Source organism: Rubellimicrobium mesophilum DSM 19309 (genome assembly GCF_000600335.2).
Classification (GTDB): domain Bacteria; phylum Pseudomonadota; class Alphaproteobacteria; order Rhodobacterales; family Rhodobacteraceae; genus Rubellimicrobium; species Rubellimicrobium mesophilum.
The window spans coordinates 20,833-36,570 of the sequence record NZ_KK088564.1; the positions used below are offsets into that span (position 1 = coordinate 20,833).

10 protein-coding genes are annotated in these 15,738 nt (G+C 72.3%); 2 read left to right on the forward strand and 8 right to left on the reverse strand.

The features are described 5' to 3' along the window. Nucleotides 1–108: 108 nt before the first annotated feature. From RUMESO_RS08880 to RUMESO_RS08895, 4 genes are all read right to left on the reverse strand, one after another. Nucleotides 109–1,053, reverse strand: a complete 945-nt coding sequence (locus RUMESO_RS08880) for an ABC transporter permease (RefSeq protein WP_245639207.1) — start codon at nucleotides 1,051–1,053, stop codon at nucleotides 109–111. Next, nucleotides 1,050–2,564, reverse strand: coding sequence for a sugar ABC transporter ATP-binding protein (locus RUMESO_RS08885; protein ID WP_037279729.1), 1,515 nt, complete (start codon nucleotides 2,562–2,564; stop codon nucleotides 1,050–1,052). Before RUMESO_RS08885 ends, RUMESO_RS08880 begins: the two co-directional genes overlap by 4 nt. Before the next feature lie 28 nt (nucleotides 2,565–2,592). After that, entirely contained in the window at nucleotides 2,593–3,516 is a 924-nt protein-coding gene (locus tag RUMESO_RS08890) for a substrate-binding domain-containing protein (RefSeq protein WP_037279730.1), read from the reverse strand. Nucleotides 3,517–3,603: 87 nt separating this feature from the next. Next, nucleotides 3,604–5,082: a xylulokinase gene (locus RUMESO_RS08895; protein ID WP_037279731.1), complete on the reverse strand. Its 1,479-nt coding sequence runs from the start codon at nucleotides 5,080–5,082 to the stop codon at nucleotides 3,604–3,606. Nucleotides 5,083–5,265: 183 nt separating this feature from the next. On the opposite strand from RUMESO_RS08895, the gene RUMESO_RS08900 reads away from it, so the two are divergent. Together RUMESO_RS08900 and RUMESO_RS08905 are read left to right on the forward strand one after the other, a co-directional pair. Continuing rightward, entirely contained in the window at nucleotides 5,266–6,747 is a 1,482-nt protein-coding gene (locus RUMESO_RS08900; protein ID WP_037279732.1) for an ATPase domain-containing protein, read from the forward strand. 4 nt (nucleotides 6,748–6,751) lie between these two features. Further along, a complete protein-coding gene (locus RUMESO_RS08905) occupies nucleotides 6,752–9,124 on the forward strand; it encodes a PAS domain-containing protein (protein ID WP_051521155.1) in 2,373 nt (790 codons plus the stop codon). 132 nt (nucleotides 9,125–9,256) lie between these two features. On the opposite strand, the gene RUMESO_RS08910 is transcribed toward RUMESO_RS08905, so the two are convergent. The 4 genes from RUMESO_RS08910 to RUMESO_RS08925 form a co-directional block, all read right to left on the reverse strand. Beyond that, a complete protein-coding gene (locus RUMESO_RS08910; protein WP_037279733.1) occupies nucleotides 9,257–10,207 on the reverse strand; it encodes an MYG1 family protein in 951 nt (316 codons plus the stop codon). A 187-nt stretch (nucleotides 10,208–10,394) separates the two neighbouring features. After that, on the reverse strand, nucleotides 10,395–12,509 hold the full coding sequence (locus RUMESO_RS08915; RefSeq protein WP_037279734.1) for a right-handed parallel beta-helix repeat-containing protein: 2,115 nt from the start codon (nucleotides 12,507–12,509) through the stop codon (nucleotides 10,395–10,397). Between the two features lie 125 nt (nucleotides 12,510–12,634). After that, a complete protein-coding gene (locus RUMESO_RS08920) occupies nucleotides 12,635–12,895 on the reverse strand; it encodes a spike base protein, RCAP_Rcc01079 family (protein WP_037279735.1) in 261 nt (86 codons plus the stop codon). Nucleotides 12,896–13,223: 328 nt separating this feature from the next. After that, entirely contained in the window at nucleotides 13,224–15,395 is a 2,172-nt protein-coding gene (locus RUMESO_RS08925; protein WP_169791148.1) for a GumC family protein, read from the reverse strand. Between the last annotated feature and the right edge of the window lie 343 nt (nucleotides 15,396–15,738).

Sequence of the window (15,738 nt, forward strand, 5' to 3'; positions counted from 1 at the left end):
CCGCCGCACGAGACGGCTCGCGAGCGGCTTGGCCAAGCCCCCTCGGGATCGGCTTGCCGGTCACTGCGGCTCGCGGGTCGCCTGCGATAGCAGAGGCCGAGCGCCCCGCTACCCGCGCCCCAGCCCGATCCGGGCCGAGGCGACGGCGGCCAGGATGATGCCGCCGACGAGGATCTCCCGCACGTAGCTGTCCACCGCGAGCTGGGTGAGCCCGTTGTCCAGCACGGCGAGGATCAGGACGCCGACCAGGGTCGCCAGGACGCGCGGCTCGGCCTCCTCGCTCATGGTCATGCCCAGGAAGACGGCGGCGATGGCGTCGAGCATGAGGCCGGCGCCCTGGGTCGGGTTGGCGGAGGCCACGCGGCTCGCCACCATGAGGCCCGCCCCAGCGGCGCCGAGTCCCGTGATCGCGAAGGCCGACGCCCGGAGCCTGCGGACGTTGACCCCGGCCAGCCGCGCGGCCTCCATGTTCCCGCCGATGGCGTAGAGGCGACGGCCGTAGCTTGTGTGCTCGAGCACGAACCAGACGACGGCGAGGACGGCAAGGGCGACGAGCGTGAGGGAGGGGATGCGAAGGGAGCCCAGCTCCAGCGCGTCCCGGGCGAAGGTGCCGAAGCCCTCGGGGATGTCGCGGCCGAAGATCGTGCGGCCGTCGCTGATGGTGAAGGCGATCCCGGAGAACATGGTCAGCGTGCCCAGCGTGGCGACGAAGGGCAGGATGCCGAGCCCGGCCACGAGGAGGCCGTTGAAGAGCCCGCCCAGGAGGCCGACCGCCAGCGCCGCGGCGATGCCCGCCGGGACGGACCAGCCCGCGACGAAGAGCGTGGCCGCGACCACGCCCGACAGGCTGGCCATCGAGCCCACCGAAAGGTCGAAGTCGCCCATCGCCATCACCACGGTCATCGCGAAGGCGACCACGGCGAGCATGCTCACCTGCTGCGAGATGTTGATGAGGTTCTGGGACGTGAGGAAGGTGTCCGGCAGGCTGATCGCGAAGAACAGGAGGATGGCGGCGAAGCCGATCAGCGTGGCATAGCGGCGAAGCAGGGTCATGATGCGGGAACCGGCTCCTCGTCCCCGTAGATGAGGGCGAGGAGGGAGGAGGGATCGAGGCCGGCGGCCCCGACGATCGCGGCTTGCCGGCCGTCCCGCAGGATCAGGATGCGGTCGGCGAGGCCCAGGACCTCGGGCAGGTCGGTGGAGGCCAGGACGATGGCGCAGCCCTCGGCGGCGAGACCGCGCAGGGCGGCGTAGATGTCCTGGCGGGCGCCCACGTCCACGCCGCGCGTGGGTTCCTCGAGGAGGAGCAGGCGCGGGGTGGCGAGGGTCGCGCGGCCGAGGACGACCTTCTGCTGGTTGCCCCCCGAGAGGGTGCGGACGGGCTGGGACAGGTGCTGGAAGCGAAGCCGGAGCCGTTCGGCCACGCGGCGGGCCTCGGCCGCCTCGCGCCGCGGGCGGGCGAGGCCATGGCGCGAGAGGCGCGAGAGGTGCGGCAGGACGGTGTTGGCGGTGATGGTCCGGCCAGACATCAGGCCCTCCTTGCGCCGCTCGCGGGGGACGTAGGCGATGCCGCGTCGCCACGCCTCGGCCGGCGAGCGCGGCAGGGATCGGCCGGCGACCTCGGCCCGACCTCCCGCAGGGGCGCCCTCGCCCAGGAGCAGGCGGAGGAGGTCGGACTGGCCCGCGTTGTCCAGGCCCACGACGCCCAGCACCTCTCCCGCCCGAAGGTCGAAGCGGAGGCCGGAGAGGCGACCCGAGGACAGGTCCTCCAGGCGGCACACGACCGAGGGGCGGGGGGTCGCAAGGCGCGGGGGGTGGCCCTCGGCGATCTCCCGGCCGGTCATGGCGCGGATCAGCGCCGCGCGGCTCGTCTCCGCGGTCGGCGCCGAGAGGGCGACCTTGCCGTCGCGGAGGACGGTGACGCGGCTCGCCAGAGCCATGACCTCGTCGATCCGGTGCGAGACGTAGAGGATCGCCGCTCCCCCGCGTGCAAGCTCGTCTATGACACGGAAGAGACGGTCGGATTCGGCGTGCGTCAGGGCGGCCGTGGGCTCGTCGAGAACGAAGAGGCGGGCGGGCGAGGCTCCGCCCACGAGCATGGAGGCGAGGCGGATCAGCATCCGGTCGCCGACGCCCAGCCGTCCGGCCTTCGCCCGCGGGTCGATGTGGCGGACGCCGAACCGGGCCAGGGCCTCGGCCGCGCGTGCGTTGAGCCGTTTCCAATCCACGGCGGCGCCGAAGCGGCGGGGCATCGGGTGCCCCAGGAAGATGTTCTCGGCCACCGACAGGGCGGGGACGATGTTGAGCTCCTGGTGGACGAAGCGGAAGCCCGCGCGGTCGGCCTCGGCGGGGGTGCCAAGGCCCAGCGACGCGCCGTCGAGCCGGGCCTCGACCCGGTCGGCGACGGTCACGCCCGCCAGGATGCGGATCAGGGTGGACTTGCCGGCCCCGTTCTCGCCCATGAGGGCGTGCACCTCGCCCGCCCGAAGGTCGAGCGAGACGCCCGACAGGACCGGGGCGCCGCCGTAGCTCTTGTGGAGTTCGCGGATCGAGAGGAGGGCCATGGCGGTCGGGCCGGGGCCCGTCCCTGGTTCATTGGGCGGCGTTGGCCTGCGTGACCAGGGTCGTCGGCACGTAGATCACGGGCTCCCTGATCTCCTCGCCCGCGAGGGCCCGGCCCACGGCCTCGGCCGTCGCCTTGCCGATGCCTTCGAAGTCCTGCGCCACCGAGGCCTCGAAGGGGCCTCCCGCCGCGATGGCCTCGCGCGCCTGGGGGTTGGCGTCGATGCCGGTGATGACGATGCCCTCCTCCGCCCGGCCCGCGTCCTCGATGGCCTGGAGCGCGCCGAGCGCGGGCTGGTCCCAGGCGGCCCAGACGGCGTCGATGGAGCCGGGCTCGGGGTTGGCGGCGAGGATCGCCTCCATCTTGGCGCGCGAGTCGGCGATGCCGCCGTCCTGCACGTCGGGCGTCACGCGGTCGACGACCTCGATGTCCGGGTTGTTGCCGAAGATCGCGTCGGCGATGATCCCGCGCTGCTGGACGGGCGGGAAGGGGTCGAAGGTGAACATGACCACGCGCCCCTCGCCGCGCAGGCGGTTGACGACATAGGCCGCCGTCTCCGCCGCCATGGCGTAGCCGTTGGAGGTCACGTTGGTCGCGAGCAGCGCGCTGCTGCCCGCGTCCATGCCGATGACGGGAATGCCCGCCGCCTGGGCCTGGGCAAGCCCGGCCTCGACCTGGGCGGGGTCCACGTTGATGACGATGGCGTCCACCTGCTGCGTCGCGGCGTCCTCGAGGCGCGAGATCACCGCGGGGATGTCGCCCGCGGTGTCCACTACGTTGACCTCCCAGCCGCGCGCCTCGGCCTCGGCCTGGAAGCCGTCGAGATAGAACTGCGTGCCCGGCTGCGCCAGATAGGGCGTGATGACCGTGACTCGTTGCGCGTCCTGCGCCGTCGCCATCCCGGCGAGAAGAGCGAGAGCACCCGCGCTCAGAAAGGCTCCGTGCCGTGCCATGTTCGTCCCCCTGTGAGATCGCCGGATAGCCCGGAGATCGGTCTGCCGCGAGTGACTGTATCCAGCGCGTCGCGGAACGCCAGAGGGTCATGGGAGGCGACGGTCCGCCAGCGCCCGGCTGATCGGCCCGAGCGCCTCGTAGGCCGGACGGTAGAGCCCGAAGAGATCGTCGTATCGCGCGGCCCGGCGCGGGTCGGGCTCGTAGGTGCGGTCGTGGGTCACGAGGTCGGCGAGGGCCGTGGGCAGGTCCGGCTGAAGGCCCGCCGCCACGGCGCCGAGCGCGGCGGCGCCCAGGGTCCCGGTGTCCGGCACGGCCGCGCGCCTCAGGACCCGCCCGGTCGCGTCGGCCCGGATCTGGTTCCATGTGTCGGAGCGGAAGCCGCCCCCTCCGCAGAGGAATGCCTCGATGCGCCGGCCCGTCGAGCGGTCGAGCGCCTCGGCCAGCAGGCGGGCCGAGAGCGAGACGCCCTCCAGCACTGCACGCGCGAGTGCGGCTCGGCCCATCCCGGCCTCGAGGCCAAGGAAGGCGCCACGCGCCGAGGGATCCCACAGCGGCGCCCGCTCGCCCGCGAGATGGGGGAGGAACAGGGGCGCGCGCAGGTCGGGGCCGGCCGCCTCGACCTCGGCGGCCATGGCCTCGGGAGTCGTTCCGAAGGCGCCGCAGAACCAATCGACCGAGGCGCCGCCGGACTGCGTGGGCCCGGCGTGCACCCGAAGCTCGTCCAGGCGCGGGAAGACCAGGATGCCAGGCTCGCCGGTGGCCGCCTCCGAGGCGGCGGCCAGGACCTCGCTCGTGCCGCTCAGGTAGGCCGCGTCTCCCTCGGCCCGCAGCCCCACTCCAAGGAAGCCCGCCCAGGCATCCATGATCCCGACGGCGACCGGGACGCTCGGTCCTCCGGGTGCCAGGGACATACGGCCGGCTTCCGACGGGGCGGGGACCAGACGGGGCAGCCGCTCGGCCGCCCCCGGAAGGAGGAGGAGCAGGTCCTCGACGTAGGCGAGGTCGGGGCCGACGAGGCCGATGTTCGACATCGGGTCGCTCACGCGGGCTCCGGCCAGGGTCCGGACCACGAAGTCCTTGGGCAGGAGCACGGCCCCGGTGCGCTCCCAGACACCGGGCCGGTGGCGGGCCATCCAGGCCATCCGGGCAAGCGCGTGGCTCGCATCGATACCCATGGGCGCGCCCCACCAGCGGAGCCGGTCCTCGGCCACGATGCGGGCGTCGATCTCCCTGGCTTCGGAGGCCGCGCGACCGTCCTGCCAGACGATCGCCGGTGCGAGGGGGCGACCGCTCCCGTCCACGAAGACATGGGTGTTCACCTGGGAGGTGACGCCGACCGCCCCGATCCCCGGAAGGAGCCCGGCCGCCCCGATGCTGCCGATGGCCGCCCGGATGCCCTCGATCCAGTCGGCGGGGTCCTGCTCGACGACATCGCCCTCCGTCCGCAAGGTCGGGACCCGGGCCGCGAAGGCGTGATGCGTCCGGCCGCGAAGGTCGAAGACCGCCGCCTTGACCGACGTGGTCCCGATGTCGATGCCCAGCACCAGCTCAGCCGCAGTCGCCACGATGACACTCCCCTGTCCTCTCCCGGTCCCAAGCAGGACGGCGGGCCCGTCCCGCTGTCAACCGGGGCGACCGGAAGGGGGCCCCGCCAGGAAGGCAACTTCCGACAGCGGTATGGGCGCGGGCCGGAAAGGCTGCTAAGTCGTCGCAGGACCGGATGAAGACTACCCCAGCGAGGCTCCAGGGTGCCCGACCATGCCATCTCGACCGGGAGTGCCGAACTCGATGGCATCCTTGCCGGCGGCTATGCCCCGGCACGGGTGCATCTGATCGAGGGCCGCCCCGGCTCGGGCAAGACGACGCTGGCGCTGCAGTTCCTGATGGCTGCGCGCGACCGAGGCGAGCGCACGCTCTACGTCACCCTCTCCGAGGGTCGCGACGAGCTCCTGGAGGCCGCCGCGACCCACGGCTGGGACCTGGACGGGATCGGCATCTACGAGCTCGTGCCGCCGGAGTTCAGCCTCGATCCCGGGCGGGAGCAGTCCATCGTCTACTCCTCGGACCTCGAGCTCGGCGAGACGGTGCGCCTCGTGATGGACGAGGTGGAGCGGCTGGCGCCCACCTGCGTGGTCTTCGACAGCCTGTCCGACATCCGCCTCCTGGCCGGAACGGCGCTGCGGTATCGGCGACAGGTGCTCACGCTCAAGCACTACTTCACGCTCAAGGGCTGCACGACCCTCTTCATCGACGACCTTACCGAGGAGATGGACGACGCCAACCTCCACAGCCTCGTCCATGGCGTGATCCGGCTCGAGCAGATCACCATCAGCTACGGAGCCGAACGCCGTCGCCTGCGCGTGTTCAAGATGCGTGGCCGCGCGTTCCAGGGCGGCTTCCACGACTACGTCATCCGCAGGGGTGGCCTGCGCATCTTCCCCCGCCTCGTGGCCGCCGATCACAACGACGGCTTTCACAACGAGGACTACGTGGCGAGCGGGGTGGCCGAGCTCGACCGGATGCTCGGCGGCGGCCTCGACCGCGGGACCAGTTCCCTCATCATGGGACCCGCCGGGTCGGGCAAGTCGACCCTCGCGCTGCAGTTCGTCGTCGCGGGGCTGCGGCGCGGCGAGCGCGCCCTCTTCGTGAGCTTCGACGAGACCCGGCGCAACTTCCACAGGCGGGCCGACGGCCTGGGCATCGATCTCGTCGCCTTCGAGGACCGCTTCCGGTTCCGGCAGGTGGACCCGGCCGAGCTCTCCCCCGGGGAGCTCATCGGCCTCGTGCGTCACAACGTGGAGCGCGAGGGCGCGCGCATCGTGGTGCTCGACAGCCTGTCGGGCTACCAGCACGCCATGCCCGAGGAGCAGCACATGATGCTCCAGATGCACGAGCTCCTGACCTACCTCAACCAGCAGGGCGTCCTGACGATCCTCGTTCTCGCCCAGCACGGGCTCGTGGGCCATATGCAGACGCCGGTGGATCTCACCTATCTGTCCGACACGGTCCTCCTGCTGCGCTTCTTCGAGGCGGGCGGCCAGCTCCGGCGCGCCATTTCCATCACCAAGAAGCGCACCGGGGGGCATGAGCCGAGCATCCGGGAATACCGGATCGATGACGGCGGCATCCGGGTGGGCCTCCCGCTTCGGGCGTTCACGGGCGTGCTGACCGGTGTGCCGACCTACAACGGGCGCATCGAGGAACTCCTCGCGGACCGCATCGGGGATTGAGCCGATGGCGCAGTGCGTGGGCATTCTCGCGCCCAAGGGCCGTGACGCGACGGTGATCGCGGGGATCCTCCAGGGCGCCGGCCTCGCCTCGCGGATCTGCGACACGATGGAGCAGGTGATCGCGGACCTGGCCGCCGTGCGGATCGGCGCGCTGATGGCGTCGGAAGAGGCCTTCACGGCCGAATCGCTCGCCAGGCTCGAGGGCTGGCTCGCGGATCAGCCGCCATGGTCCGACCTCCCGATCCTTCTCCTGACGATGCGCAACGGCACGGCGACGCTGCAGGCCGGCGCCGCGGCCCGGCTCGGCAACGTCACGATCCTGGAGCGCCCCCTCCATCCGGTCAGCCTCGTGACCGCGGCAAGGGCGGCCCTTCGGGCAAGGGCGCGGCAGCACGAGGCGGAACGTCACATCGCCGATCTGGCCAAGGAGCGCGCGGCGCTGCGCGCCAGCGAGGAGCGCTACCGCATGCTCTTCGAATCCATCGACGAGGGCTTCTGCGTCATCGAGTTCCTCGACGGGCCCGAGGGGCCGCTCGGCGACTACGTCCATGTCGCCGCCAACCCCGCCTACGAGCGCCATGCCGGCATTCCGAACGTCGTGGGGCGGAGGGTGCGCGAGATGGTGCCCGACGAGGCCGAAAGCTGGGTCGCCCGCTACGGCGAGGTCCTGCGGACCGGCACGCCGATCCGCTTCGAGCAGGAGCTGGTGGCGACGCACCGCTACCTTGAGCTCTCGGCCTTTCGCGTGGAGCCGGCGAGCCGTCGGCAGGTGGCCGTACTGTTCCAGGACGTCACCGCCCGGCGGCTCGCGGAGCAGCGCCTTCGCGAGCTCAACGAGACGCTCGAGCGCCGGGTGGCCGAGGCCCTGGCGGAACGCCGGCTGTTCGCCGACCTCGTGGAAGGGACCGACGCGATGGTCCAGGTCCTCGATCGCGACTTCCGGTGGCTTGCGATCAATAGGGCCGCCAAGGCGGAATTCGAGCGCGTCTTCGGCCGGCGTCCCCGGATCGGCGCCTCGCTCCTCGATCTCCTCGACCATCTGCCCGCGCAGCGCGAGGCCCTCCACGCCATCTGGAGCCGCGCGCTGGCAGGCGAGGAGTTCACCTTGGTCGAGGAGTTCGGCGACCCCTCGCGCGACCGACGGGCTTACGAGATGAGGTTCAACGTCCTGCGCGATCCCAGGGGCGAGGTCATCGGCGCCTACGAGTTCGTGCACGACGTCACCGAACGGCTGCGCGATCAGGAGCGGCTGGCCGAGGCGACGGCCCGGGTCCACGAGATGGCCAAGCTCGAGACGCTGGGCCAGCTCACCGGCGGGGTCGCGCACGACTTCAACAACCTGCTCACGCCCATCGTGGGCGCGCTCGACATCCTGCGTCGGCAGCATCGGGGAGATCAGCGCACCCAGCGGCTGATCGAAGGGGCCGTGCAGGGCGCCGAGCGGGCCACGCTCCTGGTGCAGCGCCTGCTCATGTTCGCGCGCCGGCAGCACCTGGAGACGCGGGCCGTCGACGTGGGCGAGCTCGTGCGCGGCATGGAGGATCTCATCCGGCGCTCCATCGGGTCCCACATCCAGGTCGGCCTGACCGTCGCCCCGGACCTGCCCCCTGCGCAGATCGATCCGAACCAGCTCGAGCTCGCGGTTCTCAACCTCGCGGTGAACGCGCGGGATGCCATGGGCGAGGGCGGGACCCTCACGGTGGACGTGGCGGAGCGCGTGGTGGGCGCGGATGCGGCCGACGGCCTGAGATCCGGGCGCTACGTCCGGCTCACGGTCGCGGATACGGGGCAGGGGATGGACGCCGCCACGCTCGCCCGGGCCGTGGAGCCGTTCTTCACGACCAAGGAGCCGGGGAAGGGCACCGGCCTGGGCCTCTCGATGATCCACGGCCTCGCGGCTCAGTCCGGCGGCGCCCTCCGTCTCGAGAGCGGGCCCGGCCGGGGCACGACGGCCGAGCTGTGGCTGCCCGTCAGCCCCGACGGCGTCCGCCTGGCCGCAGACGATCGTCCCGGGGAGATCCCGCAGACGCGTCCTGCCGTGGTCCTCCTCGTGGACGACGACGACATCGTCCGCTCGGCGACCGCGGACATGCTGCGCAACCTCGATCACGAGGTGGTGGATGCGAGCACGCCGGCCGCGGCCTTGGGAATGTTGCGGTCGAGCGCGCATTTCGATCTCCTGATCTCGGATCACCTGATGCCCGGGATGAGGGGCACGCGGCTGATCCGCGAGGCGCGCAAGCTTCGACCTGCCCTTCCGGCCCTGCTGGTGACGGGCTACGCCGACCTGAGCGACGAGGAGACCACGGACACTCCACGGCTCGCCAAGCCCTTCCGGGAAACCGATCTCGCCAAGGAGATCGCGAAGCTGCTCTAGGTCCCATCGAGGTTCATCGCGAGCCGATGACGGCGGGGAGGTCGATCGTCGTCGTGGGTCTCCGGTCGGACCTGCCGGTCCGCGGGACGACGCGCCTGAGCTCGGCTCGCCTGCGACATGACCCCGTCGGCCTCAGGCTGCCAGCGCCTGCTCGAGCAGCGCCAGGGCGCCGTGGCGGCTTTGGGCGATGGCGATGAAGCGCTTGGCGTGGCAGAAGGTGGCGTCGGGGACGCCCGTCGCGGCGGCGAGCGCCTCGCCCCGCAGGCCCGCCCAGGCGGCGGGCAGGTCCTGGCGGGCGGCGAAGCCGTCGAGCGTCCGGTTCACCGTGTTGAGCTGCCACTCGCCCGGGGCCGGCGCCACCACGAACCGGATCCGGTCGGCGTCGTGCCGGGACCCCAGGGCCAGGATGGTCTCGAGGTAGTCCAGCTTGCGCGGCAGCTCGATCCAGCGGGGATCGGCGCGGGTGGCGATGGCGTCCTCCACGATGGTCCGGGCCCGCAGCGCCGCGTCCGTGCTCTCGACCTGGGCGCGCAGGAGCGGGTCGGCGACGCTCGCGGCGCGCAGGAAGGCCTGGTCCTGCGCGCCCGGCGCGTCGTCGTCGAAGGCGGGGCGGAAGGCCATGAGGAGGTTGGGCAGCGACAGCGGATGCATGAGCGCCGTCTGGTCGGGCTGGAGCTCGCCGTTGTCGACGGCGTCGATGTCGCGCACCAGCGTGGCGTCGAGCCGGGCGTGGATGGCCCCGATCCGGGGCGCATCGGCGGCGGGATCGAGGCCCAGGACCCGGGCGACGTAGGCCTGGCCGTGGTGGCGCCAGACCAGGCCGAAGGCCGAATAGGCCAGGCCCTCGGGGCGGCGGGCGCGGCTGGGCTGGTGGTGGTCGTAGCGCAGGCCCTCAGGTGCATAGGCCATGCCGACGTCGAAGACGACGGTGCCGGCGTCCGCCGCCTCGATCCGCGCCGCGTCCCGCGTGCGGAGCAGGCCTGCCTCGGGCTGGAGCGTGCGGAGCAGCACGAACGCCAGGAGGTCGTCGGCGTGGAAGCTGCCAGAATGGGTGATGAGCGTGTGAGCCGCAAGGCCGGTCATGGTCTCTCCTGGTCGAGGTCTCGTCTGGTGCCGCTCCCGCGAGGCCGCGTCAACGGGCCCGAGACGGTGGATCGGTCCGGTGGAGCGCCCGGCGAAGGCCGGAGGGCCCGCATCGCGGCAAGGCCCGGGCCGAGCCGTGGCGCCCCTGGCTGGAGGAGCGCCCCGATCGGATGGATCGGGGCTGCCATCAGTAGGCCGTCCGACCGGCCTCCTTCCAGACGCCGCCCATGCGGACGAGATGGAGGAGGCCGCCGTTGGCCGGGGTCCAACTGACGCCGCCGGCCAGCCTGATGTTCGCGTTGTTCGCCACCGTGGTGAAGGCGTCGGCGATCTCGAGGAGGACCCGCTGGTTGCCGGAGCCGCCCGTCAGGTTGGCGATCGTCGTGGCCGCGGCGTTCGCCGTGCGCAGGTGGTTGATGCCGCTCACGTCGGGCGTCGTGGCTCCGGCGGCCGCCGTCAGGTAGGGCAGGCCAGCCACCGTGTTGCCGTCCACCACGCCGTCGGCCGGGGCCGTCCCCGAATAGCCATAGGCCGCGACCGAGCAGTTGCGGAAGCGGTTGCGGGCGATCTCCACCCCCGAGACCGTGCCACCATAGGAGGCCTGCAGCCCCCGCCCGAACCCCTCGACGACGTTGCCCTCCACGACCAGGCCCGCGTAGGAGCCGCTCGCGTGGAACCCGAGCATGATGGCGCGGGCGTTGGACGCGGAGGCCGCCGAGCCGATGCGGATGGTGTTGCCCCGGATCGTCAGGCCGCCGAAGGGCGAGCCGAACGCCCCCTCCGCGTCGTTGAGCATGTAGATGCCGTAGGCGGTCGTCTCGACGCCGGAGCCCACGCCCACGATCTCGTTGCCCTCGATGGTCGTGCAGCTCGGGCTCTTGGTCTGGATGCCGATGGCGTTCTGCCCCGAGGCGCCGGACAGGCCCTTGATCTTGTTGCCCCGGATGACGTTGTGCGCGACCGCCGCGTAGAGGGGCGGGATCTCGACGATGCCCTCGGTCGTGCCCTTGACGAGGTTGCCCTCGACCAGATGGCCGCCGTTGTAGACGGTGATGCCGGTGTACTTCAGGGTCCCCGAGCGCGTGGCGACCACGACCACGTTGCGGCTGACGATGTTGTCGAAGTCGTCCGTGCTGAGGGAGGGCCCGAAGGCATCGTTCGGGGCGCCCTTCGACATGATGCAGGCCGCGTTGCCGCCCGCGTCGGTGCAGGTGTTGCCGTCGATGAGCGAGTGGGTGGCCTTCACGTAGATGGCGTACTGGTCCACGTTGCCGGCGGCGGCCGACCTGACAGTGTGCACCGTGTTGCCGCGGACGTGGACGTTGGGGCCGAAGGCCGTGATGCCGCTGATGTGCGCCGCGTCGCTGTTCTGGACGTCGTGGATGCGGTTGCCGGTGACGATGATGGACTGGCTGGCCGTCCGGCTGACGGCGCCGAGCGAGATGCCGTCCTTCTGGCCCGCCCAGGTCGCCCCGCCGATCCCCCGGATCTCGTTGTCGTGGACGAAGGCCGAGGCGATGGCGGCGCAGTCGAGCCGCAGCGCGGCGGCGTTGGCGGTGGTCCGGCCGCAGGCCGTGGCGGTGTTGCCGGTGAAGCGCAGCTCGGTGATGCCGCCGGGCGCGTAGGTCCCCGCGTCCGAGATGGCGGAGACGAGGATGCCGGTGAGGCGGCAGTCGTCCATCTCCAGGAGGTCGAAGGCGCCCGTCGAGGCGTTGTCGGCGAGCCTGCAGACGCTCTCCCAGGTCGAGAAGCCCAGCCCCCTGGCGGAGAAGGAGCCGCCCCCGGCGAGGGTCACCAGCGCCTTGCCCGCCGCGCCGGTCAGGGTCGCGAGGCCCTTGCCGGCGCCGCGCAGGACGACCTTGCCGGCGTGCGTCGGGGTGGACCAGCCCGCGAGGTTGGCGTTCCCGGCGATGATGAGCGGCACGGACGCGGCGACGGCGGCGGCGAGCGCGGCCAGGACGGCGGCGCTGTCGTCGGTGGTGCCGTCGAGCCTGGCCCCGAAGGCCCTGGCGTTGCAGCCCTCCGGCCCGGGCCGGACCTGGAGCTTCACGCCCCCGGCGGTGGTCAGGTTGTGGTCGGCGGCGCCCGAGGCGGCGACCTGGTAGCGGAAGCCCTCGGCCTCGATCAGGTCTCCGGCCGCGACGGCGCGCGAGCCGTTGCCGTAGGCCAGGGACGTGTCCGCGAGCAGCGCGGCGACGGTGGCGAAGCGGCGGGCGGCGCGCAGCTCGGTGAGCGCGGCGTTGACGCGGAGGGCGAGGTCGGGGCCCGTGTAGTTCGGCGAGGGCAGGACGGCGAGGGTCATGGGTCTCAGACTCCGCGGATGACGGTGGAAGGGGTGATGACGGTCGAGGGGGTGATGAGGAACAGCGGCCAGGGACGTCCCCGCGACGCGGAGGCGAGGAGGCCGAGGGCGAGGGAGATCATGGCTCAGTCCCAGCCGTAGACGGTGGCGGTGGTGCCGGTGGCCCGGACCTTGGCGGCGCGGAAGGGCAGCACCTGGCCGGCCTGCACGGCGTAGGTCAGGACGGTGCCCCAGCGGTCCTCGAGCGCGACGTCGCCCGCCGTCTGGCAGTAGAGCGCGCGCGGGCGCGGATCGACCGGCGCGCCGTCCGAGGGCACGATGGACTGATGGCGGTCGGCGGGGCTTTCGAGCCCGCGCTGGTGGGATTCGAAGTTGTCGGTGGGCATGGGGATTCCTCCTGTGGCTGACAGGGAGGAGGGTCCCAGGACCGGGTTAACGAATGGTTACCCGGGCGTTCGGTGGGGGGTGGGGCGACGCAACACCCCGGCCGTTTGTCGTGGCGGGCCAGCATCTTGCGCGATCCGGGGGGTGTTGCGTCGCCCCCTCGGAGCGAGCGCGGCCAGGGACGTCGTTCGTGATTCGCGACGCCGGGAGTCGCGGGGGGCAGGCCACCCCACCGCCAGGGCGTCGGCTCGTGAGGATAGGAATCCGGCGCCTGCCGGCGCCCGGTGGCGATCGACGGAGCCCGGCCCCGGGAGGGCAGGGCGGCTCGGCTCAGGCCTCGTAGTAGCCGCGCGCGTAGCGGGAATAGGCCCCGTAGCGTCCGCCGTAGCCGTAGCGCCGCATCCCCTTGGGATCGACCTGCGACAGCACGACCCCGGTCACCGGCAGGTGGAGGGAGCGGAGCTGCTTCAGCCCCTCCTCGACCTGGTGGCCGGTGGTGCGGTCCCAGCGGACGACGTAGACCACGGCGTCGACGTGCTGCGCGATCACCCGCGCGTCGGGCACCACGAGCACCGGCGGCGTGTCGATGATGACCACGTCGTAGAGGCTGCGCGCCTCCTCGACGACCTGATGGAACCGCTGCGAGGAGAAGAGGTCGGCGGCGTTGGTCGTGGATCGCTCGCCCACCAGCACGTCGAAGTCGAGCCCCTCGGGCCGCAGGACCGCGTCCTCGAGCGCCGTCTTGCCCGAGATCACCGAGATCAGGCCGCCCTTGCCGTCCTTCTGCTGGAAGTAGGCGGCGAAGGTCCGGCGCCGCACGTCGCCCTCGATGAGCAGCACCCGCTTGTCGAGCCCGGCGAAGTTCTGCGCCAAGGCGATGGTGATGGTGGTCTTGCCCTCGTTCGGGACCGAGGAGGTGGCCATGACGACCTGGGGCGGGCGGTCCACGTTCGACAGCAGCAGCGAGGTGCGGAGGTTGCGCACGGCCTCGGCGGCGGCCGAGGTGGGCTTGTCGCGGAGATAGCGGATCACGTCGCCGCGCTGGCGCGCCGGGATGCGGGGGATCTGGCCCAGCACGGGGCGGCCGGTCTTGCGCTCCAGGTCCTCGGCAGTGCGGAAGGTGTTCTGGAGGAACTCGCGCCCGAGCACGAGCCCGCCGCCCAGCACGAGGCCGAGGATCAGCGAGAGGGCCAGGATCCGCGTCCGGCGGGGCGCCACCTGGTCGCCTTCGCGCGCCTCGGTCAGGATGCGGCTGTCCGCCTCGTAGGCGCTCTGCTGGACGGTGGCCTCCTTCAGGCGGGTGAGGAAGGTGTCGTAGAGCGCCTGGGTCGCCTCGGCCTCCTGCCGGAGCTGCTGCAGGGCGCGCAGGTCGCTGGACTGGCCCTCGAACTGGGACGAGAGCTCGTCGATGCCGCGCTGGAGGTCTTGGGCGCTCTGCCGCGCGCGGTCCCGCTCGGCCTCGACCTGGAGGCGGACCTGGGCGAGGCGGCGGTCGAAGCGGGCCCGGGCCCCGGGCTGCGAGCGGGCCATGGCGGTGGCGGCCGCCTCGAGCTGGCCGTCGTCCGCCGCCGCGAGGATGGCCTCCACGTCGCCCGACGCCTCGGCGGCGGCGAGGGCGGAGAGGCGCTCCTCGGTGCGCGCGAGGTCGCTCTGGACCTGGCTGAGCTGGCTGCGCAGGTCGATCGCCCGCTCGTTGAGGGCCTGGAGGCTCTCGTCGCTGACGAGGGCGCTCTGGGCCTGGAGGTCGGCGATCTCGTTCTGCTTGGCGTCGAGCTCGGCCCGGAGCTCGCCCACCCGCTCGGAGAGCCAGGTGGCCATGCGCTCGGTCGTCTCGACCTTGGTGCGGATCTGGTCGTCGCGGTAGAACCCGGCCAGGGCGTTGGCGAGCCGGGTGGACTTGTCGGGGTCCTCGGTCGTGACCGAGATGGAGAAGACGTAGGTGTCGTAGTTGCTGTCGGTGTCGACGGTGCCCCGCACGGAGTCGATCACGTCGCGCCGGATCTCCTCGGGCGTGGGCGGGGCCTCGGCCTCGGCCGGGTCATCCTCGCCGCCGGGCAGGACCGCGCGGACGGCCGCGCCGAGGGCCGAGCGGACCCGCTGCACCACGCCGGGGCCGGCCGCATCGGGGTCCGGCAGGTAGGCGTTGAACTCGGGGTCGTCCTGGAGGCGCAGCTCGTCCACGAGGCGGCCGATCACCTCGTCGGACTGGATGATCGCCATCTCGGTGTTGATGCTGGCCTCGTCGCCCGAGAAGCCCGAGACGATGGTGCTGAGGTCGATGTTGGGCTGGTTGTCGAGCTGCAGCGCCATCTGCGCCGTGGCCGTGTAGAGCGGCACGGCGGTGGCGACGCCCCGGTACCAGCCCAGCGTCAGCACGAGCAGCGCGCAGAGCGCGATCCAGAGCTTGCCGCGCCAGAGCGTCCGCAGGATCTCGAGGAGGTCGATCTCGTCCGACGCCTCGGTCGTCCCGGTCGCGGGCGGCCGGAAGTCCTGGGCTGGCATGCGCTGCTGCATCGGGGATCGACCTCTGGTCCGCCTCGTTCGCGGCCCTATAGACGAGAAGAAGGGTGTGGATAAGGTGGAAATCGTGGCCCGACCATGACATTCCCGCGGGCGGGCCGCGCCATGCGCGGAAATCCCCGCCCCGGGGTCCGGCCCCCACTTTCGCGGCCGGCGCCCCCGGGGGGAGGGCCGGTGGCGACGCGCTGCCGCGCGGCGACGCCTCCGTATGGACAGGGCCGGCCGGCCATGGCAGGCAGCCAGCGATGTGTGCTGTCGTTTCCGGAGTCCCGGGGCCGCGCTCCGCCGGGCGGCGCGAGGCGGGCCGGAGAGGTTGTGCCGCCCC

What these genes read in the sequence shown, in the direction of transcription:
- RUMESO_RS08880 (WP_245639207.1), bottom strand. Translation starts at nt 1,053, where the DNA reads ATGACCCTGCTTCGCCGCTATGCCACGCTGATCGGCTTCGCCGCCATC.
- RUMESO_RS08885 (WP_037279729.1), bottom strand. Translation starts at nt 2,564, where the DNA reads ATGGCCCTCCTCTCGATCCGCGAACTCCACAAGAGCTACGGCGGCGCC.
- RUMESO_RS08890 (WP_037279730.1), bottom strand. Translation starts at nt 3,516, where the DNA reads ATGGCACGGCACGGAGCCTTTCTGAGCGCGGGTGCTCTCGCTCTTCTC.
- RUMESO_RS08905 (WP_051521155.1), top strand. Translation starts at nt 6,752, where the DNA reads ATGGCGCAGTGCGTGGGCATTCTCGCGCCCAAGGGCCGTGACGCGACG.
- RUMESO_RS08910 (WP_037279733.1), bottom strand. Translation starts at nt 10,207, where the DNA reads ATGACCGGCCTTGCGGCTCACACGCTCATCACCCATTCTGGCAGCTTC.
- RUMESO_RS08915 (WP_037279734.1), bottom strand. Translation starts at nt 12,509, where the DNA reads ATGACCCTCGCCGTCCTGCCCTCGCCGAACTACACGGGCCCCGACCTC.
- RUMESO_RS08920 (WP_037279735.1), bottom strand. Translation starts at nt 12,895, where the DNA reads ATGCCCACCGACAACTTCGAATCCCACCAGCGCGGGCTCGAAAGCCCC.
- RUMESO_RS08925 (WP_169791148.1), bottom strand. Translation starts at nt 15,395, where the DNA reads ATGCCAGCCCAGGACTTCCGGCCGCCCGCGACCGGGACGACCGAGGCG.